This is a genomic window from Falsiroseomonas sp., assembly GCF_030695085.1.
Classification (GTDB): Bacteria; Pseudomonadota; Alphaproteobacteria; order Acetobacterales; family Acetobacteraceae; genus Falsiroseomonas.
The window spans coordinates 1-24,196 of the sequence record NZ_JAUYTS010000170.1 but is presented as its reverse complement, the minus strand read 5'-3'; the positions used below and the strand labels follow the sequence as shown (position 1 = coordinate 24,196).

General features: G+C 71.7%; 23 protein-coding genes and 1 riboswitch. Of the genes, 11 read left to right on the top strand and 12 right to left on the bottom strand.

From position 1 onward, the window contains the following. Positions 1-49 precede the first annotated feature (49 nt). On the top strand, positions 50-1,183 hold the full coding sequence (locus Q8S40_RS18905) for a C45 family peptidase (protein ID WP_305671636.1): 1,134 nt from the start codon (positions 50-52) through the stop codon (positions 1,181-1,183). Here the strand turns inward: Q8S40_RS18905 and Q8S40_RS18900 are convergent, their stop codons facing one another. Genes Q8S40_RS18900 through Q8S40_RS18890 form a run of 3 tightly spaced genes read right to left on the bottom strand, consistent with a single transcriptional unit; the run spans position 1,184 to position 4,655 of the window. Continuing rightward, a complete protein-coding gene (locus tag Q8S40_RS18900; RefSeq protein WP_305671635.1) occupies positions 1,184-2,503 on the bottom strand; it encodes an aminotransferase class III-fold pyridoxal phosphate-dependent enzyme in 1,320 nt (439 codons plus the stop codon). Next, positions 2,500-3,786: an FAD-binding oxidoreductase gene (locus Q8S40_RS18895; RefSeq protein WP_305671634.1), complete on the bottom strand. Its 1,287-nt coding sequence runs from the start codon at positions 3,784-3,786 to the stop codon at positions 2,500-2,502. The genes Q8S40_RS18900 and Q8S40_RS18895 overlap by 4 nt, the downstream gene beginning before the upstream one ends. Next, positions 3,783-4,655 carry a GntR family transcriptional regulator gene (locus Q8S40_RS18890; protein WP_304809223.1) on the bottom strand — a complete coding sequence of 291 codons (873 nt, stop codon included), beginning with the start codon at positions 4,653-4,655 and terminating at the stop codon, positions 3,783-3,785. The genes Q8S40_RS18895 and Q8S40_RS18890 overlap by 4 nt, the downstream gene beginning before the upstream one ends. 58 nt (positions 4,656-4,713) lie before the next feature. On the opposite strand from Q8S40_RS18890, the gene Q8S40_RS18885 reads away from it, so the two are divergent. Genes Q8S40_RS18885 through Q8S40_RS18870 form a run of 4 tightly spaced genes read left to right on the top strand, consistent with a single transcriptional unit; the run spans position 4,714 to position 9,604 of the window. Continuing rightward, the gene (locus Q8S40_RS18885) at positions 4,714-6,267 is read left to right on the top strand and encodes an ABC transporter substrate-binding protein (RefSeq protein WP_305671633.1); all 1,554 of its coding nucleotides are present in this window, start codon (positions 4,714-4,716) and stop codon (positions 6,265-6,267) included. 1 nt (position 6,268) lies between these two features. Continuing rightward, positions 6,269-7,213 (top strand): ABC transporter permease, encoded by a 945-nt coding sequence (locus Q8S40_RS18880; protein ID WP_305671632.1) that lies wholly within the window; start codon positions 6,269-6,271, stop codon positions 7,211-7,213. Position 7,214: 1 nt separating this feature from the next. Beyond that, the gene (locus tag Q8S40_RS18875) at positions 7,215-8,024 is read left to right on the top strand and encodes an ABC transporter permease (RefSeq protein ID WP_305671631.1); all 810 of its coding nucleotides are present in this window, start codon (positions 7,215-7,217) and stop codon (positions 8,022-8,024) included. Then, positions 8,021-9,604, top strand: coding sequence for an ABC transporter ATP-binding protein (locus Q8S40_RS18870; RefSeq protein WP_305671630.1), 1,584 nt, complete (start codon positions 8,021-8,023; stop codon positions 9,602-9,604). Before Q8S40_RS18875 ends, Q8S40_RS18870 begins: the two co-directional genes overlap by 4 nt. Positions 9,605-9,662: 58 nt before the next feature. On the opposite strand, the gene Q8S40_RS18865 is transcribed toward Q8S40_RS18870, so the two are convergent. The 6 genes from Q8S40_RS18865 to Q8S40_RS18840 all read right to left on the bottom strand — a co-directional run bounded on the left by Q8S40_RS18865 (position 9,663) and on the right by Q8S40_RS18840 (position 16,198). Then, entirely contained in the window at positions 9,663-10,352 is a 690-nt protein-coding gene (locus Q8S40_RS18865; RefSeq protein ID WP_305671629.1) for a glutathione S-transferase N-terminal domain-containing protein, read from the bottom strand. Between the two features lie 222 nt (positions 10,353-10,574). Continuing rightward, entirely contained in the window at positions 10,575-11,351 is a 777-nt protein-coding gene (locus Q8S40_RS18860; protein ID WP_305671628.1) for an ABC transporter ATP-binding protein, read from the bottom strand. Next, positions 11,344-12,315 (bottom strand): iron ABC transporter permease, encoded by a 972-nt coding sequence (locus Q8S40_RS18855; RefSeq protein WP_305671627.1) that lies wholly within the window; start codon positions 12,313-12,315, stop codon positions 11,344-11,346. The genes Q8S40_RS18860 and Q8S40_RS18855 overlap by 8 nt, the downstream gene beginning before the upstream one ends. Continuing rightward, positions 12,312-13,190: an ABC transporter substrate-binding protein gene (locus Q8S40_RS18850; protein ID WP_305671626.1), complete on the bottom strand. Its 879-nt coding sequence runs from the start codon at positions 13,188-13,190 to the stop codon at positions 12,312-12,314. The genes Q8S40_RS18855 and Q8S40_RS18850 overlap by 4 nt, the downstream gene beginning before the upstream one ends. Positions 13,191-13,204: 14 nt before the next feature. After that, complete coding sequence (locus Q8S40_RS18845; protein WP_305671625.1) at positions 13,205-15,394, bottom strand: TonB-dependent receptor; 2,190 nt, start codon at positions 15,392-15,394, stop codon at positions 13,205-13,207. A 3-nt stretch (positions 15,395-15,397) separates the two neighbouring features. Then, on the bottom strand, positions 15,398-16,198 hold the full coding sequence (locus Q8S40_RS18840) for a hypothetical protein (RefSeq protein ID WP_305671624.1): 801 nt from the start codon (positions 16,196-16,198) through the stop codon (positions 15,398-15,400). A gap of 28 nt (positions 16,199-16,226) precedes the next feature. Between Q8S40_RS18840 and Q8S40_RS18835 the strand changes: the two genes are divergently transcribed. From Q8S40_RS18835 to cbiB, 3 genes are all read left to right on the top strand, one after another. After that, positions 16,227-16,745 carry a Fur family transcriptional regulator gene (locus Q8S40_RS18835; RefSeq protein WP_305671623.1) on the top strand — a complete coding sequence of 173 codons (519 nt, stop codon included), beginning with the start codon at positions 16,227-16,229 and terminating at the stop codon, positions 16,743-16,745. Positions 16,746-16,820: 75 nt separating this feature from the next. Then, a complete protein-coding gene (gene cobD, locus Q8S40_RS18830) occupies positions 16,821-17,813 on the top strand; it encodes a threonine-phosphate decarboxylase CobD (protein ID WP_305671622.1) in 993 nt (330 codons plus the stop codon). Continuing rightward, on the top strand, positions 17,810-18,769 hold the full coding sequence (gene cbiB, locus Q8S40_RS18825) for an adenosylcobinamide-phosphate synthase CbiB (protein ID WP_305671621.1): 960 nt from the start codon (positions 17,810-17,812) through the stop codon (positions 18,767-18,769). The genes cobD and cbiB overlap by 4 nt, the downstream gene beginning before the upstream one ends. On the opposite strand, the gene Q8S40_RS18820 is transcribed toward cbiB, so the two are convergent. Genes Q8S40_RS18820 through cobU form a run of 3 tightly spaced genes read right to left on the bottom strand, consistent with a single transcriptional unit; the run spans position 18,726 to position 21,332 of the window. After that, a complete protein-coding gene (locus tag Q8S40_RS18820) occupies positions 18,726-20,210 on the bottom strand; it encodes a cobyric acid synthase (RefSeq protein ID WP_305671620.1) in 1,485 nt (494 codons plus the stop codon). The genes cbiB and Q8S40_RS18820 overlap by 44 nt on opposite strands. Then, the gene (gene cobO, locus Q8S40_RS18815; protein WP_305671619.1) at positions 20,210-20,818 is read right to left on the bottom strand and encodes a cob(I)yrinic acid a,c-diamide adenosyltransferase; all 609 of its coding nucleotides are present in this window, start codon (positions 20,816-20,818) and stop codon (positions 20,210-20,212) included. The genes Q8S40_RS18820 and cobO overlap by 1 nt, the downstream gene beginning before the upstream one ends. Positions 20,819-20,831: 13 nt before the next feature. Next, a complete protein-coding gene (gene cobU / locus Q8S40_RS18810) occupies positions 20,832-21,332 on the bottom strand; it encodes a bifunctional adenosylcobinamide kinase/adenosylcobinamide-phosphate guanylyltransferase (RefSeq protein ID WP_305671618.1) in 501 nt (166 codons plus the stop codon). Between the two features lie 52 nt (positions 21,333-21,384). After that, a riboswitch (cobalamin riboswitch) is annotated at positions 21,385-21,584 on the top strand. Between the two features lie 107 nt (positions 21,585-21,691). Here cobU and Q8S40_RS18805 point away from each other — a divergent pair. The 3 genes from Q8S40_RS18805 to Q8S40_RS18795 form a co-directional block, all read left to right on the top strand. Next, positions 21,692-22,069, top strand: a complete 378-nt coding sequence (locus tag Q8S40_RS18805; RefSeq protein WP_305671617.1) for a DUF1636 domain-containing protein — start codon at positions 21,692-21,694, stop codon at positions 22,067-22,069. Further along, entirely contained in the window at positions 22,066-23,118 is a 1,053-nt protein-coding gene (gene cobW / locus Q8S40_RS18800) for a cobalamin biosynthesis protein CobW (RefSeq protein ID WP_305671616.1), read from the top strand. The genes Q8S40_RS18805 and cobW overlap by 4 nt, the downstream gene beginning before the upstream one ends. Before the next feature lie 3 nt (positions 23,119-23,121). Further along, a partial coding sequence (locus tag Q8S40_RS18795; protein WP_305671615.1) for a cobaltochelatase subunit CobN occupies positions 23,122-24,196 on the top strand: 1,075 nt, incomplete at its 3' end.

Below are 24,196 nucleotides of genomic sequence, written 5' to 3'. Positions count from 1 at the left end.
CCGCCGCATCATGCAAGGCTGCCCTGGTATTTGCTCGCGAGGGAAAACCATGGATCACCCCATCCCACCTCCCTTCCCGCTCTTCGAAATCTCGGGCCGGGCCGAGGCTCGCGGCCTCTCCTATGGCCGCCAGGCTGCGGCGCGCGTGCACCGCAGTATCGGCCATTACCACGCACAGCTTTCGGCCGGCGGGATGGATGCGGCGCGCATTCATCGGCTGGCCCGCGCCTTTGTGCCGCGCGTGGAGAACTTCGACGCCGACTATGTGGCGGAGATGCGCGGCATCGCCCGCGGCGCCGATGTGGCGTTCGAGGATGTGATGCTGCTGAACTGCCGCACCGAGATTCTGCAACTGGCCAAGCGCGGCCTGCTGCCGGAGGCGGACCCCGATGGCTGCACCGGCGCCATCCTGCTGCCCGAGGCCACGGCGGATGGCACGCTATTGCACGGCCAGAACTGGGACTGGAAATCCGAATGCGCCGAGACCGGCGTGGTATTACGCATCCGCCGCGAGGACGGGCCGGACATCCTCACCTTCGTCGAAGCCGGCGGGCTGTCGCGGGCCGGGCTGAACGCGGCTGGCATCGCCATCACGGCCAACTACCTGGAAAGCGACCGCGACTACCAGACGCAGGGCATCCCGCTCTCGTTGCTGCGCCGCAAGGTGCTTGAGCAGTCGCATGTGGCGCTGGCGGTGCGGACCATCTACGCCACACCGAAATCCGCTTCGAACAACGTGATGCTTTCGCATGGCTCGGGCTGGGCGCTGGATATCGAGAGCGCGCCGGAGGAGAGCTTCCTGCTGGACCCCGAGGAGGGGTTGCTGGTGCATGCGAACAACTGGCGCTCGCCCATCGCGCTGTCCAAGCTGCGCGACACCGGCATCGCCACCACCCCTGACAGCGTCTACCGCGACCGGCGCGTCCGGGCGGCGCTGGCGGCGAAGCGCGGGACCCTGACGATGGATGATCTGCGCGCCGCCCTGTTCGATGATTGGCAAACGCCCTGGTCGGTGTGCCGCCCGCCGCGGATGAATCTCGGCGGGAATCTCTCGGCCACGGTGGCGATGATCCTCATGCGGCCCGCGGAGGGCCACATGGAGATCGCGCCCCTGCCGGCACTGAACCGGCAGTTCACGAGCTACAGCCTGGACCCGGCGCGGGTGGCGCGGGCCGCAGAGTGATCAGGCCACCGTCCGCAATGCGGCCTTCAGCGCGTCCACCGTCGCACCGATCTGCGCCTCGCTGACCACCAGCGGCGGCGACAGCACCATCATGTCGCCCGCCGCGCGCACCAGCACGCCGGCGGCAAGGCAATGGTCCGCCACCTCCGCGCCGCGTGCGCCGGGGGCATCTGCGCGGGCGGCGAGGTCCACCGCGCCCAGCAGCCCGCAGCAACGCACATCCACCACATGCGGCGCGTCGCGCAGCGACAGCAGCGCGGCGCGGAAGGGTTCGGCGATGCGGGCGGAGGCCTCGAACATCCCCTCCTGCTGGTAGGCGTCCAGCGTTGCCATGCCAGCGGCGCAGGCGAGCGGATGCGCCGAATAGGTGTAGCCATGCATGAATTCCGGCGCGCCGCGCGGCTGCGCCATGAAGGCCTCGAACACCGCTTGCGTCACCAGTGTCGCACCCATCGGCACCGCGCCATTGGTCAGTCCCTTGGCCATGGTCATGATGTCGGGCGTCACGCCGAGCGCCTCGGCGGCGGTGCAGGTGCCGAGGCGGCCGAAGCCGGTGATGACCTCGTCGAAAATCAGCAGGATGCCGTGCCGGTCACAGATGGCGCGCAGCCCTTCCAGGTAGCCCACTGGCGGCGGATACACGCCGCCCGAGCCCGTCACCGGTTCCACGATGATGGCGGCGATGGTGGACGGGTCCTGCACGAACAGGATGTCCTCCAGCGCCGCCATCCAGCGTGCATCCTCCGTGGGTCGCGCCGTGAGGAAGCGCTGGGCCGGGTCGTGCGGCAGCGGCATGTGGAACACATCCGCCAGCAATGGCCCGAAATCGCGCTTGTGCCGGGCGATGCCGCCCACCGAGAGCCCCCCGAAGCCAACGCCATGATAGGATTTGGCACGCCCGATGAACTTGGTCCGCCCAGCATCGCCGCGTGCGCGGTGATAGGCGCGCGCGATCTTCAGCGCCGTGTCCACCGCCTCGGACCCCGAATTGGAGAAGAACGCCCGGCCCATCATTGGCACCGCATCCAGCAGGCGGCGGGCGAAGGTGAAGGCCGCGGGGTGCGACATGCGGAAGGAGGAGACGAAGTCCAGCACCCCCGCCGCCTCACGGATCGCAGCCGTGACGCGCGGATGCGCGTGGCCGGCATTCACGCACCACAGGCCCGCCATCATGTCCAGCACGCGCTGTCCCTGGGGCGTGATGTAGTGCATGCCCTCCGCCCGTTCGAACAGCACGGGTGCGTCGTGAAAGGCACGCATGGCGGTGAAGGGCAGCCAGAAACCTTCCTCCGGCTCCCGCGTGTTGCGGATCAGGTTCATGGCGTGGGCCTCGCGCGGTCGAGCGCATCGCGGGTCCGGAACCAGAGCGATCCGGCAGCGGCATACAGCGTGCGCAACGGGTGAAGGGGAATCGGACGCAGCTTGGTGATGGGCGGCAGCGGCAGGTCGCGCGCATCGGCACCCGTCAGCAGATCTGCGAAGGCGGGGCCGGAGGCGGTGCACCAGCCCACGCCCTTGCCGTTGCACTGCAGGGTGGCAAAGACACCCTCGGCAAGCCGGAACAGGCGCGGCAGACGGCCGGGCGTGACCGCCACCTGGCCGCCCCACCAGTATTCGGGCGGCGCATCCGGCAGGGCGGGATAGAGCCGCGCGCGCATGCGTTCGGGCACCGAGAAGGAATGCGGTCCGCGTGGCGCGCGCAGCGTGCCCTTGCCGCCCACCACAAGGCGGCCCGCGGCATCGCGCCGCCAGTAGCGCAGCACGCGCCGCGTGTCCGACACCGCCTGGTGGCCCGGCAGCACCGGGCTGCCTGCGGGCAGCGGAGCGGTGGCGGTCTGGAAGGACCAGACCGGAATCATGGTGGCGGCCAGACCGGGCCACAGCGCGCCGCCCGTGGCGTTGGTGGCCAGCAGCACGCGCCGCGCGCGCAGGCTGCCGGTGGCCGTGGTCAGGCGCCAGTCGCGTCCATCGGGCTGGATGGCGGTGACGCGCGCGGGGGCGTGGATGCGCGCACCCGCCGCCAGCGCCGCCCGCGCCAGCCCGCGCGCCAGCGACAGCGGCTGGACCGTGCCGCCGCGCAGATCCATCCAGCCGCCCAGATAGCCCTCGGCTCCGGTCATGGCGCGCACCTCCTCGGCATCGAGCGCGCGGGCCGGCGCGCCCCATTCGGCCCAGGCGCGGGCGCGCTGGTGGCAGGCGGTGAGTTCCGTGGCGCTGTCGGCAACCTGGAGCCACCCTTTGCGCGTGGCCTCGCAGATAATGCCGTGGCGCGCGATGAGCGCGAAGGTGGCATCGGCGTCCCGCGCGCCATGTTCGTGCAGGCGCCGGCCGAGAGTTTCGCCATATTCGGCGATGAGATCCGCCACGAAATGCCGCAATCCCGGAATCACCTGTCCGCCATTGGCGCCGGAGGCCGCAGCACCCGGCGCCACCGCCTCCAGCACCGTCACCGCCACGCCGCGCTCCGCCAGGGCCAGCGCGGTGGACAGGCCCGAGAAGCCGGCGCCGATGATCGCCACCTCCGCCTCGGCCGTGCCCTGCAATAGTTGCATTGCGGGGGCGGGCTCGGCCGTGGCCTCCCACAGCGGGTGCTGCGCCATCATGGCCCGGCGCTCATCAGATGCTCCACCAGCAGGGCGGCGGCACGCGGCGGATTGCCGGATTCCAGCGCGTCCAGCACGCGCAGATGCTCGCGGCAGGACGCATGGGCGCGTTCGGCACCGAAGCGCCAATCGGTGTTGCGCAGCGCGCGCAAGCGGTTCTGCGCCTCCACCGTGTCGACAAAGAAGCGATTGCCACTGCCCGATGCCAGCCCGGCATGGAAGGCCGCGTTCATCTCGAAGAAGCCGACCGCGTGCCGGTCCCGCCAGGGCCGGGCCAGCACCGCCTCGTGTCCGACGCGCATGTTGCGTGCGAAGCCGGGGTCAAGCCGGTAGCCAGGCTCCAGCAGGGCGGCCGGCTCCAGCACGAGCCGGAAGCGATGCGCCGCCGCGCGATCCTCCACCGTGGTCAGGCCGGGCGCGAAATGCCAGCCTTGCGCCGGGTTACGCGCCACGACGCCCAGCCTTTCCAGCCGCCCCAGCGCACGGGCGACGACGCCGCGCGGCTGGTCGAGCTGGCGCATCAGGTCTGCCTCGCGCAGCGGGCCCTGCAAGGCGCCACTCGCATGGGTGCGGACGATGTCGGCGGCCAGTATCTCGGCCGGGTCGCGCGCCGCTTCGTCGGGCAGGTCGCGCGCCAGATCCGCCACGACCATGGCGCGGCCGCTGCGGGCGGTGACGCCAGCCTGTTCCAGCAGGCGCAGCGCGGCCCGCAGCGGCGTGCGCGAAACGGAGAGGCGTGCGGCGAGCGCGGCCTCGGTCACCGGCGTGCCGGGCGGCGTGGCCTCAGCCAGCCATAGCGCCCGCGCGGCGCGGGCCAATTCGTGGTGCAGGGGGGCGGCCGACATCATCGCGCTTGTGTTTACGCCCATCCTGGTATTTCCTGCAAATGAAGAACCAAATCGAAGTTCAAGACAGGGGTATCGGTTCATGCGTCTGCGCGCATCGCTCCTGGCGCTCGCCGCCAGCCTGGGTCTCGGCATGGCCGCGCCCGCCGCCGCGCAGGAAACCCTGCGCATCCGCCTGAACGCGGATATCCGGTCAACCGACCCCGGCGTGAATCGCGACGCCAATACCGATGGCCTGATGTGGCATGTGCTGGAAGGGCTGGTGGCGCTGCGTGGCGACGCCACGATCGCACCGATGCTGGCCGAGCGTGTGGATATCTCAGCGGACGGCCTCACCTATACCTTTCCGCTGCGCCGCGACGTGCGCTTCCACAACGGCCAGCCGCTGACTGCCGCCGATGTCGCCTTCGCGATGGAACGCTATCGGAAGCGCGAGACGAATTGGCGCTGCCGGGGCGATCTCGACAGTGCCGTGACACGGCTGACCGCGGTCGAGACGCCCGATCCGCACACGGTGGTGATGCGCCTCGAAGCGCCATCCTCGCTGTTCCTCACCATGCTGGCCCGTCCCGATTGCGGGCAGACGGGTATCTTCCACCGCGACAGCCTGAATGCCGATGGCACCTGGCGTGCCCCCCTGGGCACCGGCCCCTTCCGCCTGGGCGAGTGGCGCCGCGGACAGTTCGTGGAGCTGGAGCGCTTCGCCGAATACCTGGCGCTCCCGGGTGAGCCTGACGGCCTGGCCGGCAACAAGACACCCATGGTGGACCGCGTGCGCTTCACCATCATCCCCGATGACGCGGCAGCGCGCGCCGCACTGCTGGCCGGCAACATCGACGTGCTGCCCGATGCCCGTACGCGGGATCTGCCGGACCTGCGCGGTCGGCCCGGAATGAGCGTGCATTCCTCGCCCTCCTTCGATCTGCAAATCATCCTGATGCAGACCACCGACCCGGTGCTGCGCGATGTACGGATGCGCCGCGCGATCGCCCTCGCGCTGGACGTGCCGGAGCTGGTGCGCGCGGTCACCGAGGGCAGCTCCCGCCCTTCCCGCGCGCCGATCCCGGTGGGGTCGGGCTTCCACACGCCCGCCATGTCGGTGGTGCCGGCGCGTGATCTGGCCGCCGCGCGGCGACTGGCGCAGGAGGCCGGCTATCGCGGCCAGCCCATCCGCATCGTCACCACCCGCCGCTACGAGGCGTTCTACGAGATCGCGGTGCTGGCCCAGGACATGCTGCGTGACGCCGGCATCAATCTGGAGCTGGAAGTTCTGGAATGGGCCACGCAGTTGCAGCGCTACACCCGCGGCGAATACCAGATGATGGCCTTCGGCTTCTCGGCCCGGCTCGACCCGTCGCTGTCCTTCGAGATGTTCACCGGCCCCAAGGCGACGCAGCCGCGCAAGGCCTGGGACAATCCGGAGGTGCAGGCCATGCTTGATGCCTCGATGCGCGAGACGGATGCTGACCGCCGCCGCGCCACCTTCGAGGCGATGTTCCGCCAGTTGATGGAGGATGTGCCGGTCGTGGCGCTGTACTCCTCCGTCACGCACGCGGTCACGCCCGCCCATGTCCAGGGCTACCGCACCTGGGCGGTGGATGCGCCGCGCGCCTGGGGCGTGCAGGTGCAGCGCTGAGGTGCTGGGCTACGTCATCAAACGGCTGCTCGTCGCCCTGCCCACCCTGGTGCTGGTGGCGGCGAGCGTCTTCTTCCTGATGCGCCTCATCCCCGGTGATCCCGCCACCGTCATCCTGGGCGACGCGGCCACCCCGGAATCGGTCGCCGACCTGCGCGTCGCCTACGGGCTGGACCGCCCGATACTGATGCAGTTCGCGCTCTGGGTCGAGCGCGCGGCGGGGGGGGATCTCGGCCGTTCCATCACCAGTGGAGAGGCCGTGGGGCCGCTGATCCTGCAACGCTTCCAGGTGACGGCGGCCATCGTCTTCGCCTCCGTCGCCATCGCCGTGCTGATCGCGGTGCCGCTGGGGATGCTGGCGGCCTGGAAGCAGAATTCCTGGGGCGATGTGGCGGCGGTGGCGGCGGCGACCTTCCTGCTCTCCATCCCGTCCTTCTGGCTGGGGCTGATCTTCCTGCTGGTGTTCGGGCTGTGGCTCGGCTGGGTTCCCGTCGTGGGCTACGTTACCTTCGCCGAGGATTTCTGGGGCGCGCTGCACTACATCGCGCTGCCTGTCGCCACATTGGCGCTGATCGAGACGGGCGTGCTGATCCGCATGGCGCGCGCCTCCACCGTCGAGGTGCTGCGGCTGGACTACATCGCCCATGCGCGTGCCAAGGGCGTGCCGGAATGGCGCGTGCTGGCGCGCCACGCCTTCCCCAATGCCTTCGCGCCGACGCTGACGCTGATCGGCCTCATCATGGGCAGCCTGCTCGGCGGCATCGCTGTAATCGAGACGGTGTTCACCCTGCCCGGCCTGGGCCGCCTGCTGGTGGAGGCGATCTTCGCGCGCGACTACCCCGTGATCCAAGGCGTCATGCTGTTCATCGCGGTGATTTATGTGGTGGTGAATCTGGTGGTGGATTTGCTCTACCCCGTGTTCGACCCACGCGTGACGGCGGGCTGAGATGCGGCTGCGCCCCAACCTGCTCATCGGCGGCACGCTGCTGGGATTCGTCGTCGCCGTGGCCGCCACCGCGCTGGTCTGGACACCGTATGATCCGGTGCGGACCAATCTGCGCCGTCGCCTTGTGCCGCCTTCAAACGACTACTGGCTCGGCACCGATGAATTCGGGCGCGACGTGGCCTCGCGCCTGATGGAGGGTGCGGTCACCAGCCTCACCGTCGCAGCCTCCACCGTGCTGGTGGCTCTGGCGCTGGGCATGGCCATGGGACTGGCCGGCGGCTTCCTGCGCGGCTGGACGGACCGCATCCTGGGCGCGGTGAACGACACGCTGCTGGCCTTCCCGGGCATCCTGCTGGCGCTGGGGTTGCTTGCGGTGCTGGGACCGTCGCGATGGGGCATCGTGCTCGCGCTGGGGCTGGCCTATGCGCCGAGCGTGGCGCGGGTGGTGCGCGGCAGCGTGCTCTCCATCCGCGAGCGGGAGTTCGTGGAAGCCTCACGCGCACTTGGCAATTCGGAGGGCTACACGCTGCTGCGCCATGTGCTGCCGCACACCGCAGCACCCGTGATCGTGCTCGCCACCTCGCTGTTCGGCTGGATCATCCTGGCGGAAAGCGCCCTGTCCTTCCTCGGCCTCGGCGTGCCGCCGCCGGCCGCCACCTGGGGCAACATGCTGGCCTCGGCACGCCCCTTCATGGACCAGGCGCCGCTGCTGTCCATCGCACCGGGCGTGATGATCGCGACCTGCCTGCTCGGCGTGAACCTGCTGGGCGACGCGCTGCGCGACCTGCTCGACCCGCGGGACTGCACATGACGCCGGTGCTGGAGGTGGACCGGCTGTCCATCGCCGCGGGCGGTCGCCGCGTGGTGGAGGAACTCTGTTTCGGCATCGCGCCCGGCGAGGCGCTGGCGCTGGTGGGCGAAAGCGGCTCGGGCAAGTCGGCCACGGCGCGCGCGGTCATCGGCCTGCTGCCACCGGGGCTGGCGCCCGATGGCGGCGAGGTCCGCTTCGAGGGTGCGGCGCTGGCCGCCAATTCCGCCGCCCTTCGCCGCCTGCGCGGCCCCGGCATCGGCATGGTGTTCCAGGAGCCGATGACCTCACTGAACCCCGCCCACCGCATCGGCGCGCAGATGGAGGAAGGGCTGGCGTTGCACACAAGCCTCTCCCGCACCCAGCGCCGCGACGCCTGCATCGCCATGCTCGAGCGCGTGGGCATCACCGACGCGGCATCGCGGCTGAACGCCTTCCCGCATGAATTCTCGGGCGGGATGCGGCAGCGGATCATGCTGGCCTCGGTGATGCTGCTGCGGCCACGCCTGCTGATCGCGGACGAGCCCACCACGGCGCTGGACACGCTGACCCAGGCCGAGGTGATGGACCTGATGTCGGGCCTGGCGCGCGAGCATGGCACGGCGCTGCTGCTCATCACGCATGACCTTGGCCTGGTGGCGCGCTACGCCGACCGTGCGTTGGTGATGCAGCATGGCCGCGCCGTGGAGCAAGGCCCCGCCGCGCCGCTGCTCGACCACCCGCGCGAGGCCTACACCCGCGCCTTGGTGGATGCCCTGCCCCGGCGCGGCGTGGCGCGGCCAACCCGACCGCCCTCGGCCCCGCTGATCGAGGCGCGGGGCCTGTCCGTCACCTACCCCAAGCGCGGCGCCTTGTTCCGTCGCGCGGAGATGTTCGCGGCCGTGGACGATGTGAGCCTCGCCATCCATCCGGGCGAAGTGGTGGCGCTGGTCGGTGGCTCCGGCTCGGGCAAGACGACGCTGGGGCGTGCCATGCTGCGACTGGTGCAAAGTGCAAGCGGGCAACTGCTGTTCCGCGGCGCCGATATGACACGGCAGAGCGGCCCCGCGCTGCTCGATTTCCGCCTGGCCTGCCAGATCGTGTTCCAGGACCCGTATTCCTCCCTCGATCCACGCATGCGCGTGCGCGACATCGTGGCCGAACCGCTGCGCCTGCCCGCCGGCATGGCGATGGCGGAACGCCACCGTCGCGCGGATGCCATGCTGGACGAGGTCGGGCTTGGCGGCTTGGGCGCGCGCTTCCCGCATGCGCTGTCGGGCGGGCAGCGGCAGCGGGTTGCCATCGCGCGCGCCCTGGTGCGCGACCCCGCCTTTGTCGTGGCCGATGAGGCGGTGAGCGCACTGGATGCGACCGTACGCAAGCAGGTCCTGGCGCTGCTGCGTGACCAGCAGAGGCGCCGCGGCTTCGCCTGCCTGTTCGTCACACATGACCTCGGCGTGGTCGAGGAAATCGCGGATCGGATCGTGGTGATGCAAGGCGGACGCATCGTGGAATCAGGACCGCGCGACGCGGTCCTGGACACGCCGGCGCAGGAGTACACGCGGGCGCTGCTGGCCGCGGCGCTACGCAGGCCCGGAGCCTAGCTGGCGAGAGCTGCTGCGGCGCGATGTGGCTCCGGCCGCAGCTGACCCACGTCCCGCCTCAGGGAAACGCGGCGCAGGCGTCCCAGCCGATCTCGCGGGCCTGCGCCTCTGCGCCGGCGATCCATTCCGCCACCAGCGGATGGGTCAGGACGGCGTCGGCATAGGCCTGCGCATCTGGCGCGAGTTGCACGGCATAGGTGCGGAAGCGGCTCGCCATCGGTGCCCACATCGCATCGGCAAAGGTGAAGTCGGCGCCAAAAAGGTAGGGTCCGCCGGAACCCCAGGCGGCGCGCGTCTGTCGCCAGCTTTCCTGCACCCGCGCCACATTCGTCGCAACGCCAGGGCGGGCCAGCAGCTTCACGTTGGAAGGCAGGCCATGCGCGATCGGCCAGCGCTTCACCAGGTTCATCGGCAGCGCGGCGCGCAGTTCCACGAAATGCGCATGCATCTCGGCCGCCGACATACGCGCGGCGGCGCGCGCCAGCCGGTCTTGCGGCCAGATGGCGGAAGCCGGCGCGAGTTCCCACAGATATTCCGCGATTGCCAGCGTATCCGTCACCTGGAAGCCGTCGTGGATCAGCACCGGAATCAGACCGGTGGGCGACACCTCGGCCAGCTTCGCCTTGCTGTCCGGGCGCGAGAGGAAAAGTGTCTCCGCCTCGAAGGGCAGGCCGGACAGGCGGCAGGCGAGCCAGCCCCGCATGGTCCAGGTCGAGGACCACTTGCCCCCGATGATGAGCCGCATCATGCAACGCCTCCGTCATGCCAAGCCGGCAACAGTAACCGCAACATCCCCGGGCCGCGCAGGCGGCATGCAGATCGGGTGTTGCCCGAGACCTGGACGGCGTCAGCATTTCCATCGCGACGGCGCCGGGCAGCGCCCGCATGCGGGGACGCCGCGGTGCCTCATATCGTGGCCGCGATGCGGCCGCAAAGCCAGCCCAGCAGACGCGGCTTGGCGGCAGGTGGCCTAGGGAGGCTCCCGGTCGCCCTCGCAGCGTCTTGCCCTGGCGTTCAGCATCCATCCCGCCTGCGTCCGGACCCGCTCAAACACCACGCCGAACACCGCGTCCAGCCTCGGATCCTCGGCCAGCGCCGGCGCGGTCGCCAGGGCCTGCAGCCGCCCCTGATGCAGCAGGGCGATGCGGTCGCACCAAGCGACGGCCAGGTTCAGGTCATGCACCACCACCGCGACCGCCGCGCCCGCCTGCGCCGCCGCACGAAGCCGCCGCATCAGTGCCAGCGACTGCCCGACATCCAGTGCCGCCGTCGCCTCATCGGCCAGCACCAGTTCAGGCCGGGTGGCGAGCACGGAGGCCGCCAGTACCCGCGCCCGTTCCCCGCCTGAAAGGCTGGACCATCGGCGCGGCAGCAGGGCGGTGATGTCGTGCCGGGTCGCCACCGCCTCCAGCCCCGAGGGATCGCCGCCGCGCTCCAGCCCCAGGCGCAGCAGTTCCCGCGCCGTGTAGTCCCAGTGCGGGGCGAAATGCTGCGGCAGGTAGCCGATGCGGCGAGCGCGCTCCCGCGCCGGAAAGCTATCCAGGGCGCGGCCGTGCAGATGCAGCGCGCCGGCGGTCGGGCGCAGCAACCCGGCCATCAGGCGCAGCAGCGTGCTCTTGCCCGCCCCATTGGGGCCGATGAGGCCCAGCACTTCGCCCGTGTGCAATTCCAGCGCGACATCCGCCACCAGCGCCCGCGCGCCCAGCCGGTAGCCCACCCCCTCCGCCCGCAGCACCGCCTCAGCCACGCCGCGCCTCCCGTGCCAGGACCAGCAGGAAGAAGGGCGCGCCGATGGCGGCGGTCACCAGGCCAAGGGGGATCTCCGCCGGCGGCAGCAAAGCGCGGGCGGCGCCGTCGCACAGCATGGCGAGCCCCGCCCCGATCGCCGCCGCCCGCGGCAGCAGCCGGGCATGCAGCGGGCCAGAGGTCCAGCGCGCCAGATGCGGCGCCATCAGCCCGACGAAGCCCACCAGCCCGCCCCAGACCACGCTGATGGCGACGACGAAGGCACCGGCCAGCACCGCCAGCCCGACGAAGCGCCGCACCGCCAGGCCGTAGCTTTCCGCCATCGCCTCGCCCAGCCCCAGCAGGTCCAGCCCCCGCGCCAGCCCCCGGCACAGCAGCAGCGCCGCGGCCGTCAGCGCGGCCAGCAGGCCGAGTTCCGGCCAGGACGGCGTCTGCACCCCGCCCAGCGACCAGGCCAGCACCGCCTGCAGGCTCACCGTCTCATCCGACAGCGCCAGCATCAGGAAGGACCGTACCGCGCCGAGCAGCGCCGCGACGGCCACGCCGGCCAGCAGCAACGCGGCGACGGAGGTGCCATCCGCCAGCCGCGCCAGCGCAAGCACCAGCCAGGTGGCCGCCCAGGCGCCGCAGAAGGCGAATACAGGCAGCGCCAGGCCCTGCGGCAGGGGCAGCGCGACCAGCAGCGCCACCGTCGCCCCCACCGCGGCCCCACCGGCGCTGCCCAGCAGATAGGGCTCGGCCAGCGGATTGCGGAACACGCCCTGGAACACCGTGCCGCCGAGCGCCAGCAGCGCGCCGACGCAGCCCGCCGCCAGCACCCGCGGCAGCCGCCATTGCAGCAGCAGCTGCGCCACCGGCTGCGCCGGGTCCGCCAGCAGGGCCAACGCCTCGGCCGGCGTCAGCGTCACCGCGCCGAGCATCAGCCCGGCCAGCAGGCCGAGCGGCGGCAACAGCCAGGCGATCATGCGGCCACCCCGTGCAACAGCCGCGCCAGGCTTTCCACCCCATCCACCACGCGCGGCCCGGGGATCAGGAAGTTTGCTCGGCTGACCACCCGCACGCGGCCGGCCTGCACCGCGGCCAGAGCGCCGAAGCCGGTGCGCGCCGACACCTCCGCCGCCTGGTCCGGCCGTCCGGCCACCAGGTAGACATCTGGGTCGGCGCGCAGGATCGCCTCAGCCGAGACAAGCGGCGGGCCGTTTGCGGACAGATCCGGGAAGACGCTCTCGCCGCCGGCCAGCCGCACCGCGTCCCAGCTGTAGCTGCCGGGGCGGATGGTGCCATAGACGCCGCGCCCGGTGCTGGAGGTCTCCATGAACACCCGCACCGGGGCTCGCCCCGCCAGACGCGCCTGCACCACGGCGAGCCGCGCCGCCAGCCGCGCCACCAGCGCCTCCGCCACCGCCTCCTGCCCCGTGGCCATGCCCAGCAGGCGAAGGTTGCCGAAGATCTGCGGCAGGTCGCGATGCGTCACCACCAGGGTCGGCACGCCGATGCGCGCCATCGGCTCGACCAGCGCATGAGCAGCGCTGCGGGCGGGTGTCATCACCACAAGGTCCGCGCCGAGCCGCGCAATGGCCTCGGCCGAGAAGCCGAGCCGTCCGCCGACCAGCGGCAGGCCCTGCACCTCGGGCGGGAAACTTGTGTAGGCCTCGATCCCCACCACGCGGTCCAGCGCGCCGATCGCCGCCAGCATCTCCGTGTTGGAGGCGAAGATGGCGACGATCCGCTGGGGCGGCCGCGCAAGGGTGACGCGACGCCCGAGCCCATCCGTCAGCACGCGCGGCCAGCCGGCCGCCCGCGCCGCCCCCGGCACCAGCAGCGGTGCCGCGAGCAGCACGCGGCGCGGCAGCTTCAGAATGACACGCGCAACCCGGCGGTGAATTCCCGCCCCGGCGCCGAATTGCCGCGCCCGCCATTGGCGAAACGCGCATCGCCCTGGAAGGAATCGCCGGCGGTGGCGATGAAGATCGGGTGGTAGTTGGTGTCGAAGACATTGTTGATGGCGCCGAAGACGCGCAGGCCCGGCGCGGCATCGGGCATCGGCTGGAAGCTGCCGCGCAAATTCCACACCCAGACCGGGTCCTTGCGGTGGATGAAGCTGCGATACGGCTCGGCCTCCGGAATCAGCAGGTTCTCCTCGGTGTCGTAGTACATCGGGCCGCGCAGGATGCCGGTCACGGTGACATCCCAGCGCGGCTGCCCGACGGTGGTGCCGAAGGCCGCCTGGTAGCGGTACATGCGCTGCGCGGTGCGGGTATTGACCGTCGGGCTGAGCTGCGCGCCCTCATCGACCATGTCGAAATTCCAGGACGCATTGGCGAAGGTGGTCCAGCGCCAATCGGTGATGCCCAGCGCGCGCGCCACATCCCCCTGCCACTGCAGTTCCACCCCGCGCACGACGATGTCGCCCGGATTGTTCACATAGTCCGAGGTATTGGCCACGCCTTGCCGTGGGCTGGTGGTGATGCGGTCGCTGATGGTGTTCTGGAACAGCGCCAGGTCGGCCCGCCAGCCCGGGCGGAACAGCGCGGAGCCGAGCTCGTATTGCACGCTGGTCTCGGGCTTCAGATCCGGATTGCCGAAGGTGCGGCCGCCGCCCAGCGCGGTGAAATCGGCGGCGAGGTCGGTGGCGGTCGGCGCCCGGAAGCCCGTCGCGGCATTGGCGCGCAGCACCGCACCCTCCGCCACGCGCAGGCTGGCGCCGGCGGACCAGGTGGTGGCGTCGTAGCTGGCGCTGCGGAGCCGCAGCAAAGGCTGGTTGTCCGTCGCATCGAGCTGCGTCTCGCCCCAGCTCTGGCGCACGCCGGCGCGCAGCGTCAGCCGATCATCCAGCAGGCGCTGCGACAGCTCGGAAAACAGGCCCAGCGTCTGCTCGGTCTGGTCATTGTCGAAGGGCGGCACCTGGGAGGTGATGCCACTGCCCGGCAGCCCGATGCGTGTGCGGGTGGAGCGCAAAGTGGCGTGTTCGAGGTCCAGCCCCGTCACCAGATCCGCCCCCTGCCACAGCCGCATGGAAGGCTGCAGGCGCAGGCCCAGGATATCCAGCGTGCGGTTGTTGCGGTCCGAATCCGTGCCCGGAACCGGCAGCCCGGCGGCGCTGCGCTGGACCGGCGACCGCCAGCGCAGATTGTCCTGGTCGCGCACCGCATAGAACTGGCCGAACCAGCGGAAGCGATCATCCGGCGTCGCGCCGTCCAGCGTGACATCGGCCGAGGCGTTGCTGCGGTCCTCGCTGTTCGTGGTGTTCCAGGCAGAGCCGCGGAAGCCCGCATCATAGGTGCCATCGGTCCGCACCGTGGTGGCGACGCGGCCAAGACCGGTCTGCACGCCGAGCGCGCCGAGCGCGCCCAGCCGGTTCCACTGCGTGCCACCCTGCTCGCCGCCGCCACCCGCGCGGTAGGAATCGCGCCGCCCGCCGGCGACGCCGAGATAGTAGTCCACGCCGGATTCCGGCAGGACGCCGCCCTGGCCGACACGCCCTTCCAGCAGGCCCCAGGACCCGGTGCGGATCTCGGCCTGCCCGCCGGGGGAATTCAGCCCGTCCCGCAGGATCAGGTTGATGACGCCGCCGATCGCCTGGCTGCCATAGACCACGCTGGCCGGGCCGCGGATCACCTCGATGCGCGCCACCTCGGCCGGGCTGAGCTTGGAGAGGTTGGCGGTGCCGGCGCGCCGGCCATTCACCAGCACCAGCACCTGGCTGCGGAAGTCGCGCCCCTGGCCATCGCTGGAACCACCGCGGATGTTGATGCTGGTCTGCGCCGGGGTCCATTCGCTGAAGAAGCCGACGGCATTCTCGGCCAGCAGGTCGGTCAGGTTCTGCGCCGTGCTGGCGCGGATGGTGGCCTCGTCGATCACCTGCACCGTGCCGGCCAGTGTCGAGCGCGGCTCCGGCCGGCGCGTGGCGGTGACCACCAGCTCATCCAGCATCGTCACCGGCGGCAGCCGCACATCGGAGGGGCCGCCCTGGGCCGCGGCGGGCGTCAGGCCCGGGGCCGCGAGCACGACAAGGGCCGAACCGGCGAGGAGAAGCTGGCGCATGGGTCACATATTCCAGATCAGAAGGGCGGAAAGCTTGGGCGCGGTCAGCGCGACGCCGCCGCAGGGCAGCGGCTCCGCCGTGGCGGCCAGGGTGGCGGCCAGCCTGTCCCGGGCGGCGCCGCCGGGCGGCAAGGCAAGCTGCGCGGCGCAATGCGCCAGGGCGGCATGCAGGTCCGCGAAATGCGCCCGGAAGGTCCAGGGGGCGAGGCGGATGTCCTGCGGCGCCTCGGGGCCGAGGGCGGCCAGCACCTGTCGCAGAGCGGGCGTCTCATCCTCGCCATGCAGGTCGGCCGGCAGCGCGCCGGCCAGGCACCAGCGGCGCGGCCCCTGCTGGGCGGGCACCACCCAGACCACGCGCCGCCGCGCCAGGGCGCGCATATGGCCGAGCAGGGCGCGGGGCGCGGTGAGGGTGGCGCCGATATTGGCGGCGAAGGCCCAGTCATGCGGCGCGAGGCCGAGGCCGGGCAGCGACTCCCATCGCGCATCGAGAGGGCGGAGGCTAGGCCAGCCGGTGCGGCGCAGCCGTCCGAGCCGGGCGCGCAGGTAGCGATTGGGCTCCAGCGCGGTCCAGCCGGACCCGGCGGGCAGCCAGGGCAGGACGGGGTGGCCGGCGCCCGCGCCGATATCCAGCAGGCTGGCCGGCGCCTCGCCCCGCAGCACGCCAGCGATCGCCGCGCCGTAGTCGGAGCGATCCAGCGACGCGGCATAGAAGCGCGCGGCCCGGTCCGGCCAGACGGCTTGCGTCCCGGTGCCCGGCTGGGGGATACGATTCGGCAGGCCTGACAGCGTAGGATGAGGTGTCATCCGCAGGCGTATGTGATAAGATCACAGCATGTGCAAGAGCGTTCCCTTCTCCCGGCTCGGCGCCGGCATGTCCCTCCGCAACGCTTTCGTGGCGGCGCCGGCCGAGGCCGTGCGCGCCGGGCTGCCCCGCAACCAGGCGCATGTGATGCGGGTGCTGCGCGCGGCGCAGGGCCGCGCGCTGACCGCCTATGAGGTGCTGGACCGCTTGGCGCCTGAGGGCATCCGCGGGCCGCAGACCGTCTATCGGGCGCTGGATGCGCTGCGCGAAGCTGGCCTGGTGCATCGGATCGAGACCCTGAATGCCTTCGTGGCCAGCGTCAGCACCCAGGGCAGTTGCGGCTGCACCCCCGCCCCCTATGACGACCACGCCCATCCTTCAGCCTTCGCCGTGTGCCGCGAATGCTGCACGGTGCGGGACCTGGAGGATGCCGCGCTCGCCGCCGTGCTGGGCGTTCTGGGCGACCGCACGGGCTTCCGGGTGGACAGCCAGGTGGTGGAACTGGTGGGCACCTGCCCCGCCTGTGCGGAGGCCGCTTCGCGGGTCTGATCTGTGATGTTATTCAATAACATCTGCCGTTGACGCCGCTTGCCGTCCTGCTCGGACGGGGCGATCTAGGCCCGCATGGACAGCGCCCCTCCCCTCGCCCATGGCGGCAATCTGGACGAAGCGCGCCGGCGCTACCCGGGGGCGCCGATGCCCTTCCTCGACCTGTCGACCGGCATCGCCCCGCGCGCCTATCCGCTGCCGACCCTGCCGGCCGAGTGCTTCACCCGCCTGCCGGAGCCTGCCGACCATGCCGCGCTTTGCGCCCTGGCCGCGGCGCGCTGGGGCGTGCCGCGGGGCGCGCGGGTGGTTGCCGCGCCGGGCACGCAGATCCTGCTGCCGATGATCGCGGCGCTGCGCCCGCCCGGCACGGCGCGCATCCTCGGCCCCACCTATGCCGAACATGCCCGCGGCAGCGCGCTGGCCGGGCATGAAACGCGGGAGGTCGCAACATTGGCCGAGCTCGCGCCCGCCAGCCTCATCACCGTGGTCAACCCCGACAACCCGACCGGCCGCGTGCTGCCGGCCGAAGCGCTGGCCAAGCTCGCGGCAACCCAGCGCGCGGCAGGCGGGCTGCTGGTGGTGGACGAGGCATTCGGGGATGCCGATCCGGACCTGCCCAGTGCCCTGAAGCTGGTCCCCGGCGGCGGCGTGGTGGTGCTGCGGTCCTTCGGCAAGTTCCACGGCCTGGCCGGGCTGCGCCTCGGCTTCGCGGTGGCGCCGGAGCCGCTCGCGGCGCGGCTGGAGGCGCTGCTCGGTCCATGGGCAGTGGCCGGGCCGGCACTGCGGACGGGCCTCGCCGCGCTGGCCGATCCCGCCTGGGAGGCGGCGCAACGGGAATGGCTGCGGGACGCGGCCGCGCGGCTGGATGGCGTGCTGGCGGCCGGTGGGCTGCGGGTGCTGGGCGGCACGAATCTGTTCCGCTTCGTGGAGGCCCCGCCCGGCACGTTGGACCGGCTCGGCCGCGCCGGCATCCTGGTGCGCGGTTTCACGCATTGGCCTGATCGGCTGCGCATCGGCCTGCCGGCGGATGCGGCCGGCCTCGCCCGGCTGGCGGCGGCGCTGGCGTGATCGGCCTGGCGCTGCTCGCGCTGCTGCTGGAAGCCGCCTTCGGCTATCCGCAGCGGCTGGTGGACCGGATCGGCCATCCGGTCATCTGGATCGGGCGCCTGATCTCGGACCTGGACCGCCACTGGAACCAGCCCGCCCGCCGCTTCGCCACCCGGCGGGCGGCCGGTGTGGCGGCGCTGCTGGTGCTGGTCTGCGTCGCGGGCGGGGCCGGGCTGCTTCTGCAATCGGCGCTGCTGGCGCTGCCCTTCGGGTTGGTGGTGCTTGCGCTGCTGGCCAGCAGCCTGCTCGCCCAGCGCAGCCTGCACGACCACGTCGCCCGCGTCGCCATGGCGCTCGAACAAGGCGGGCTGGAGGCGGGGCGGGAGGCGGTGTCCCATATCGTCGGCCGCGACCCGCTTTCGCTGGATGAGGCCGGCGTGGCGCGTGCCGCCATCGAGAGCCTGGCGGAGAATTTCTCGGATGGCGTGGTGGCGCCGGCCTTCTGGATGGCGGTGGCGGGGCTGCCGGGGGCGGCGATCTACAAGGCGGTGAACACCGCGGACAGCATGATCGGCCACCGAACCCCCCGGCACGAGGCCTTCGGCTGGGCCTCGGCGCGCTGCGACGATGTGGTGAACCTGCCGGCCTCCCGCCTTTCGGGCCTGGCCATCATCGCCGCGGCGGCGCTGCTGCCGGGGATGGATGCGCGCGGCGCCTGGCGGGCGCTGCGGCGAGATGCGGGCCGCCACCGCTCGCCCAATGCAGGATGGCCGGAGGCGGCGATGGCAGGCGCGCTCGGCCTCGCGCTGGCCGGGCCGCGCCGCTATGGCGGCGTGCTGGTCGAGGATGCCTTCATGGGCGATGGACGGCGCGATGCCGGCGCCGCCGATATCCGCGCCGCGCTGCGCCTGTATCGCACGGCCGATGCGCTGCTCATCGGCCTGCTGGCGCTGATCCTCCTCGCGCTGCAAGGCTGAGCAGCGCGTCGAGGTCCAGATGCGCCTCCAGATGCGCCGCCAGCGTATCCAGCGCCGCCTCCACCTGCGCGTCATGATCGAGCTGCGGCGCACCGGCGGCGAAGCGGGCGAGCCAGGCGGCGCGCTGCGCCGTGGCGCCGAACAGGCCGTGGATATAGGTGCCTGTCACGCGCCCATCGGCCGAGACCGCGCCCTCGTCGCCGCCTTCCGCCAGGGTGGCAAAGGGCCGCGCGCAGGCGGGGCCCTCGGTGCGGCCCATATGCATCTCGTAGCCGGCGAGTGCGGCGCCGTCATGGCTCTGGCCATGCACCGGCACCAGGCGCTTTTCGCCGGCCAGAACGGTGTCCACTTCCAGCAGGCCGAGGCCCGGCGCGCGGCCGGGTGGGCCTTCCACGCCCTCCGGGTCGGCCAGGCTCCGCCCCAGCATCTGGTAGCCGCCACACAGCCCGAGCACATGCCCGCCGCGCCGCAGATGGGCGGCGATATCCACATCGAACCCTGCCGCCCGCAGCGCGCGCAGATCGGACAAAGTGGATTTGGAGCCGGGCAGAATCACCAGATGCGCATCGCCCGGCAGCGCCTGGCCCGGCCGCACGCGCACCACCTCCACCTCCGGCTCCGCCACCAGCGGGTCGAAATCGTCGAAATTGGCGATGGCGGGCAGGATGGGCACGGCGATGCGGAGCTTCGCGCCGGGCTTGCGGGCCAGCGGATGGTCCAGCGCCAGCGCATCCTCCGCCGGCAGCTTCGCCGCATCGGCGAGGTGCGGCACCAGCCCGAGCGCCGCCCAGCCGGTGCGCGCCGCGATCAGCGCCATGCCGTCCGCGAACAAGGAAGGGTCGCCTCGAAAGCGGTTGACGATGAAGCCGCCGATCATCGCGGCATCCTCGGCATCCAGCACCGCATGCGTCCCGACGAGCGAGGCGATCACGCCGCCGCGGTCGATATCGCCGATCAGCACCACCGGCACGCCGGCGGCACGTGCAAAACCCATATTGGCGATGTCATTGGCACGGAGATTGACCTCCGCCGCGCTGCCCGCGCCCTCCACCAGCACGATATCCGCCTCGGCCCGCATGCGGGCGAAGCTGTCCAGCACGGCGGCCATGAAGCCGGGCTTCAGGCGCTGATACTCCGCCGCCCGCGCCTGCCCCACCACGCGCCCCTGGACGATGATCTGCGCGCCAACCTGGCTCTGCGGCTTCAGCAGCACCGGGTTCATGTGGACGGAGGGCGCGACGCCGGCCGCGCGCGCCTGCAGCGCCTGGGCACGGCCGATCTCGCCGCCATCCGCCGTCACGGCGGCATTGTTGCTCATGTTCTGCGGCTTGAAGGGCCGCACGCGCAAGCCGCGCCGGGTGAAGGCGCGCGCCAGCCCGGCCACGATCAGCGACTTGCCGACATCGGAGCCGGTTCCCTGGAACATCAGCGCCAGGGCCATCAGAATTCGATGCCCTTCTGCGCCTTCACCCCCGCCGCGAAGTGGTGCTTTGTCGCGCCCATCTCGGTGACGAGATCCGCCATCTCCACCAAGGCCGGCTTCGCGTTGCGCCCCGTCACCACCACATGCAGCAGTGGGCGGCGGGCGGCCAGGTCGGCCAGCACCGCCTCCAGCGGCAGGTAGTCGTAGCGCAGCGCGATGTTCAGCTCGTCCAGCAGCAGCAGGTCGATGCCGGGGTCGACCAGCATGGCGCGCGCCATCTCCCAGGCCCGCGTCGCGGCGGCGACATCGCGGGCACGGTCCTGGGTTTCCCAGGTGAAGCCCTCGCCCATCACATGCCAGCGCACGCGGTCGCCGAATTGCGCCAGCGCGGCGCGTTCCCCGGTCTCCCACGCCCCCTTGATGAACTGCACCACGCCGACCCGCCCGCCGGTGCCCAGCATGCGCAGCGCCAGGCCGAAGGCAGCGGTGGACTTGCCCTTGCCCGGTCCGGTGTGGACGATCAGCAGGCCCTTCCGGGTGATGGTCTTGGAGGCAACCTCCGCATCTTGCACCGCCTTGCGCGCTTCCATCTTGGCGCGGTGACGCGCGGCTTCGTCGTCGCTCATCGGCCGCGCTCCCTCACTTCAGCCGCAGCGGAAGGCCCGCCACCACCAGTTCCACATGATCCGCCAGCGCCGCCATGCGTTGGTTCAGAACCCCCTGCGCATCCCGGAAGCGCCGGCCGAGCGAGGTGGCCGGCACGATGCCCGCGCCCACCTCGTTCGAGACCAGCACCACCGGGCCGGGATGCGCCCGCAAGGCGGCTTCCAGCGCATCGCCGGCGGCGGCGATATCGGCCTCCGCCAGCATCAGGTTGGACAGCCACAGCGTCAGGCAATCCACCAGCACCGGCGGGCGGGCGCGGGCCAGCGCCGCCGGCAGGTCGCGCGGCGCGTCCAGCGTCTCCCAGCCCTCGGCGCGGCGGGTGCGGTGTTCGGCGATTCGCGCCGCCATCTCGGCATCGAAGGCCTCGGCGGTGGCGATGTAGCTCCAGGGCGGGGGCAGCGCCGTCACCAGCGTCTCCGCGCGCCGGCTTTTGCCCGACCGCGCGCCCCCCAGGATGAATGTCAGGCTGCTCACTTCCGCATCATGCCCGAGATGCCGGCGATTGACACGGCCCGCCCCGCGACGCTTGATGCGTCGGTTCGAAGGTTCCCCGGAGACGGGGATGAAAAGGGAATTCGGAAGGGGCCTCACCGCCCCAGGCCGAAGCTGCCCCCGCAACTGTGAACGGTGAGCAGGCATCACATGTCACTGGGCGTTTGGCCCGGGAAGACGATGCCCTGCGGCGATCCGTGAGCCAGGAGACCTGCCCGCGAACACAAGGATGCGCCGGGCGGGGTGCCTCGGGGCAGGGCCATTTTGGCAGGGGCGCGCTGGCTGGCGCGCGCCGCACGCACCCCTTTTGTCCGCGCGCCGCGCCGGGCAGGAGGTTCCACGTGTCACCCGACGTCGTGATCTTCGTCTGCACCACTTGCAAGCGGGAGGGTGATGCCGCCGATGCGCCGCGCGCCGGTGCTGCCCTGGCCGAGGCCGCCACGGCCCTCTCCGGCACCTTCCGCGTGCAGCCGGTGAAATGCCTGTCCAGCTGCAAGCGCGGCCCCACCGCTGCCATCGTCCGCCCCGGCGGCTGGAGCTACGTCTTCGGCCAGCTCGACATCGAAGCCGCGCCGGAAGCCCTGCAACAGGGCGCCGCCCTGCTCGGTGGCTCGGCCGATGGCTTGATGCCCTGGCAGGGGCGGCCCGAGCTGCTGAAGCGCAACATGATCGCCCGCATCCCCCCCTTCGACTTTTCGCCCGCGGAGAGCACCCCATGAGCACCAGTCTGCAGAAGGTGCCCTGCACCATCGTCACCGGCTTCCTCGGCGCCGGGAAGACCACATTGATCCGCCATCTGCTGGAGAATCCGGGCGGGCGGCGGCTCGCCGTCATCGTCAATGAATTCGGCGATATCGGCATGGATGCCGAGATCCTGCGCGGCTGCGGCATCGCCGCCTGCGCGGAGGCGGATATCGTGGAGCTCGCCAATGGCTGCATCTGCTGCACCGTGGCCGATGACTTCGTGCCGACGCTGGACAAGCTGCTGGCGCGGGACCCGCGGCCGGATCACATCCTGATCGAGACCTCGGGCCTCGCTTTGCCCAAGCCGCTGGTGCAGGCCTTCCTCTGGCCCGCCATCAAGGGCCGCGTCACGGTAGATGGCGTGATCGCCGTGGTGGATGGCGCCGCCCTGGCCGAGGGGCGCGTCGCGCATGACGAGGTTGCACTCGCCGCCCAGCGCGCCGCCGACCCGGCGCTCGACCATGACGACCCGGTGGAGGAGGTGTTCGAGGACCAGGTGGCCTGCGCGGACCTGATCGTGCTGACCAAGGCGGATCTGCTGGACGATGCGGCGCTGGCCCGCGCCCGCGCTTCCCTCGCCGCCGCCTTGGCTCCCGCTTTGCCGCGCACGGTCGGCGTGCTGGAGGCGCGGGAGGGCCGCATCGCCCCGGCCCTGCTGCTGGGCCTCGGCCTCGCCACCGAAGCCGAGATCGAGGGCCGCCGCACGCATCACGACAATGAGGAGGACCACGACCACGAGGATTTCGACTCGGTGGTCCTGAAGCTGCCGGAGGTGACGGACGCCAACGCCCTCGCCCGCCGCGTCGCCGCCGTCTGCGCCGTGCCGGGCGTGCTGCGCGCCAAGGGGTTCGGCGCGGTTCAGGGCAAGCCGATGCGGCTGCTGGTGCAGGCCGTGGGCCAGCGCGTCGGCCACCATTTCGACCGCCCCTGGGCGCCGGGGGAGGCGCGCACGGGGCATCTGGTGGTGCTCGGCCTGCATGGCTTCGATGCGGCGGCCGTCGCCGAAGCCCTGGCCGCAGCCTGAACCATGCATCTGCTGAACACCACCACCGCGACGCTGGATGAGCAGACGGAGCCCGTCGATCTCCGCCAGCCACCGGCGCCGATGGCGGTGCTCAGCTTCACCGACAGCGACCTGGCGGGCCTCGCCGCGGCCTGGGAGGCGGCGCGGGATGTGCTGCCCGAACTGCGCCTGGTACCGCTGCGGGAATTGCGTCACCCGATGTCGGTGGATCTCTGGCTGGACCGCACGGCGGCCGGCGCGCGCATCATCGTGCTGCGGCTGCTGGGCGGGCTGGATTGGTGGCGCTACGGCGCCGAGCAACTTTCGGCATTTTGCCGCGAACGCGGCATCGCGCTGGCCGTGCTGCCGGGCGAGGACCGGGCGGACCCGCGCCTGCCCGCACTCTCCACCCTACCGCCGGAGGATTGTGCGGCGTTGCTCGCCGGGTTTCGCGCCGGCGGCGTGGCGCATCTCGGCGGCGTGCTGCGGCGCATGGCGCGGCATTGTGGCGCGACGCTCGACCTGACCGAGGCCGAGACCCTGCCGCTCGCCGGCTTCCGCGGCGCCCCGCCGGCGCCGGATGAATCACGGCCGGTGGTGCCGATCATCTTCTACCGCTCCATGCAGCTGGCGGAGGATGCGGCGCCGGTGACCGCGCTGGCGGAGGCGCTGGCCGCCCTGGGCGCGATGCCCGTGCCGATCTTCGTGGCCAGCCTGAAGGAACCGTCCTCGGTCGCCTTCCTGCGCGCCGAACTGCCGCGGTTGAACCCCGCCCTCATCATCGCCTGCACCGCCTTCGCCGAGGGGCAGGACCAGCCGGTGCTGGCCGCCTGCGGCGTGCCGGTGATCCAGGCCATCATGGCCACCACATCCCGCACCGCATGGGCCGGCGGGGCGCGCGGGCTGGGGGCGGCGGACCTCGCCATGCATGTGGTGCTGCCGGAGCTGGATGGCCGCGTGCTGGGCGGCGTCATCGGCTTCAAGGATCAGGCGCCAAGCGATGCCGCGCTGGGCTTCACCCGCCAAGTGAACCGCGCCGAGCCGGACCGCGTAGCGCAGATGGCCGCGAGGGTGATGGCGCTGCTGCGCCTGCGCGCCA

Excerpts from the sequence above, each read along its gene's own strand:
- Q8S40_RS18905 (WP_305671636.1), top strand. The coding sequence starts at position 50 with ATGGATCACCCCATCCCACCTCCCTTCCCGCTCTTCGAAATCTCGGGC.
- Q8S40_RS18900 (WP_305671635.1), bottom strand. The coding sequence starts at position 2,503 with ATGAACCTGATCCGCAACACGCGGGAGCCGGAGGAAGGTTTCTGGCTG.
- Q8S40_RS18895 (WP_305671634.1), bottom strand. The coding sequence starts at position 3,786 with ATGATGGCGCAGCACCCGCTGTGGGAGGCCACGGCCGAGCCCGCCCCC.
- Q8S40_RS18890 (WP_304809223.1), bottom strand. The coding sequence starts at position 4,655 with ATGGGCGTAAACACAAGCGCGATGATGTCGGCCGCCCCCCTGCACCAC.
- Q8S40_RS18885 (WP_305671633.1), top strand. The coding sequence starts at position 4,714 with ATGCGTCTGCGCGCATCGCTCCTGGCGCTCGCCGCCAGCCTGGGTCTC.
- Q8S40_RS18875 (WP_305671631.1), top strand. The coding sequence starts at position 7,215 with ATGCGGCTGCGCCCCAACCTGCTCATCGGCGGCACGCTGCTGGGATTC.
- Q8S40_RS18870 (WP_305671630.1), top strand. The coding sequence starts at position 8,021 with ATGACGCCGGTGCTGGAGGTGGACCGGCTGTCCATCGCCGCGGGCGGT.
- Q8S40_RS18865 (WP_305671629.1), bottom strand. The coding sequence starts at position 10,352 with ATGATGCGGCTCATCATCGGGGGCAAGTGGTCCTCGACCTGGACCATG.
- Q8S40_RS18855 (WP_305671627.1), bottom strand. The coding sequence starts at position 12,315 with ATGATCGCCTGGCTGTTGCCGCCGCTCGGCCTGCTGGCCGGGCTGATG.
- Q8S40_RS18845 (WP_305671625.1), bottom strand. The coding sequence starts at position 15,394 with ATGCGCCAGCTTCTCCTCGCCGGTTCGGCCCTTGTCGTGCTCGCGGCC.
- Q8S40_RS18840 (WP_305671624.1), bottom strand. The coding sequence starts at position 16,198 with ATGACACCTCATCCTACGCTGTCAGGCCTGCCGAATCGTATCCCCCAG.
- Q8S40_RS18835 (WP_305671623.1), top strand. The coding sequence starts at position 16,227 with ATGTGCAAGAGCGTTCCCTTCTCCCGGCTCGGCGCCGGCATGTCCCTC.
- cobD (WP_305671622.1), top strand. The coding sequence starts at position 16,821 with ATGGACAGCGCCCCTCCCCTCGCCCATGGCGGCAATCTGGACGAAGCG.
- Q8S40_RS18820 (WP_305671620.1), bottom strand. The coding sequence starts at position 20,210 with ATGGCCCTGGCGCTGATGTTCCAGGGAACCGGCTCCGATGTCGGCAAG.
- cobO (WP_305671619.1), bottom strand. The coding sequence starts at position 20,818 with ATGAGCGACGACGAAGCCGCGCGTCACCGCGCCAAGATGGAAGCGCGC.
- cobW (WP_305671616.1), top strand. The coding sequence starts at position 22,066 with ATGAGCACCAGTCTGCAGAAGGTGCCCTGCACCATCGTCACCGGCTTC.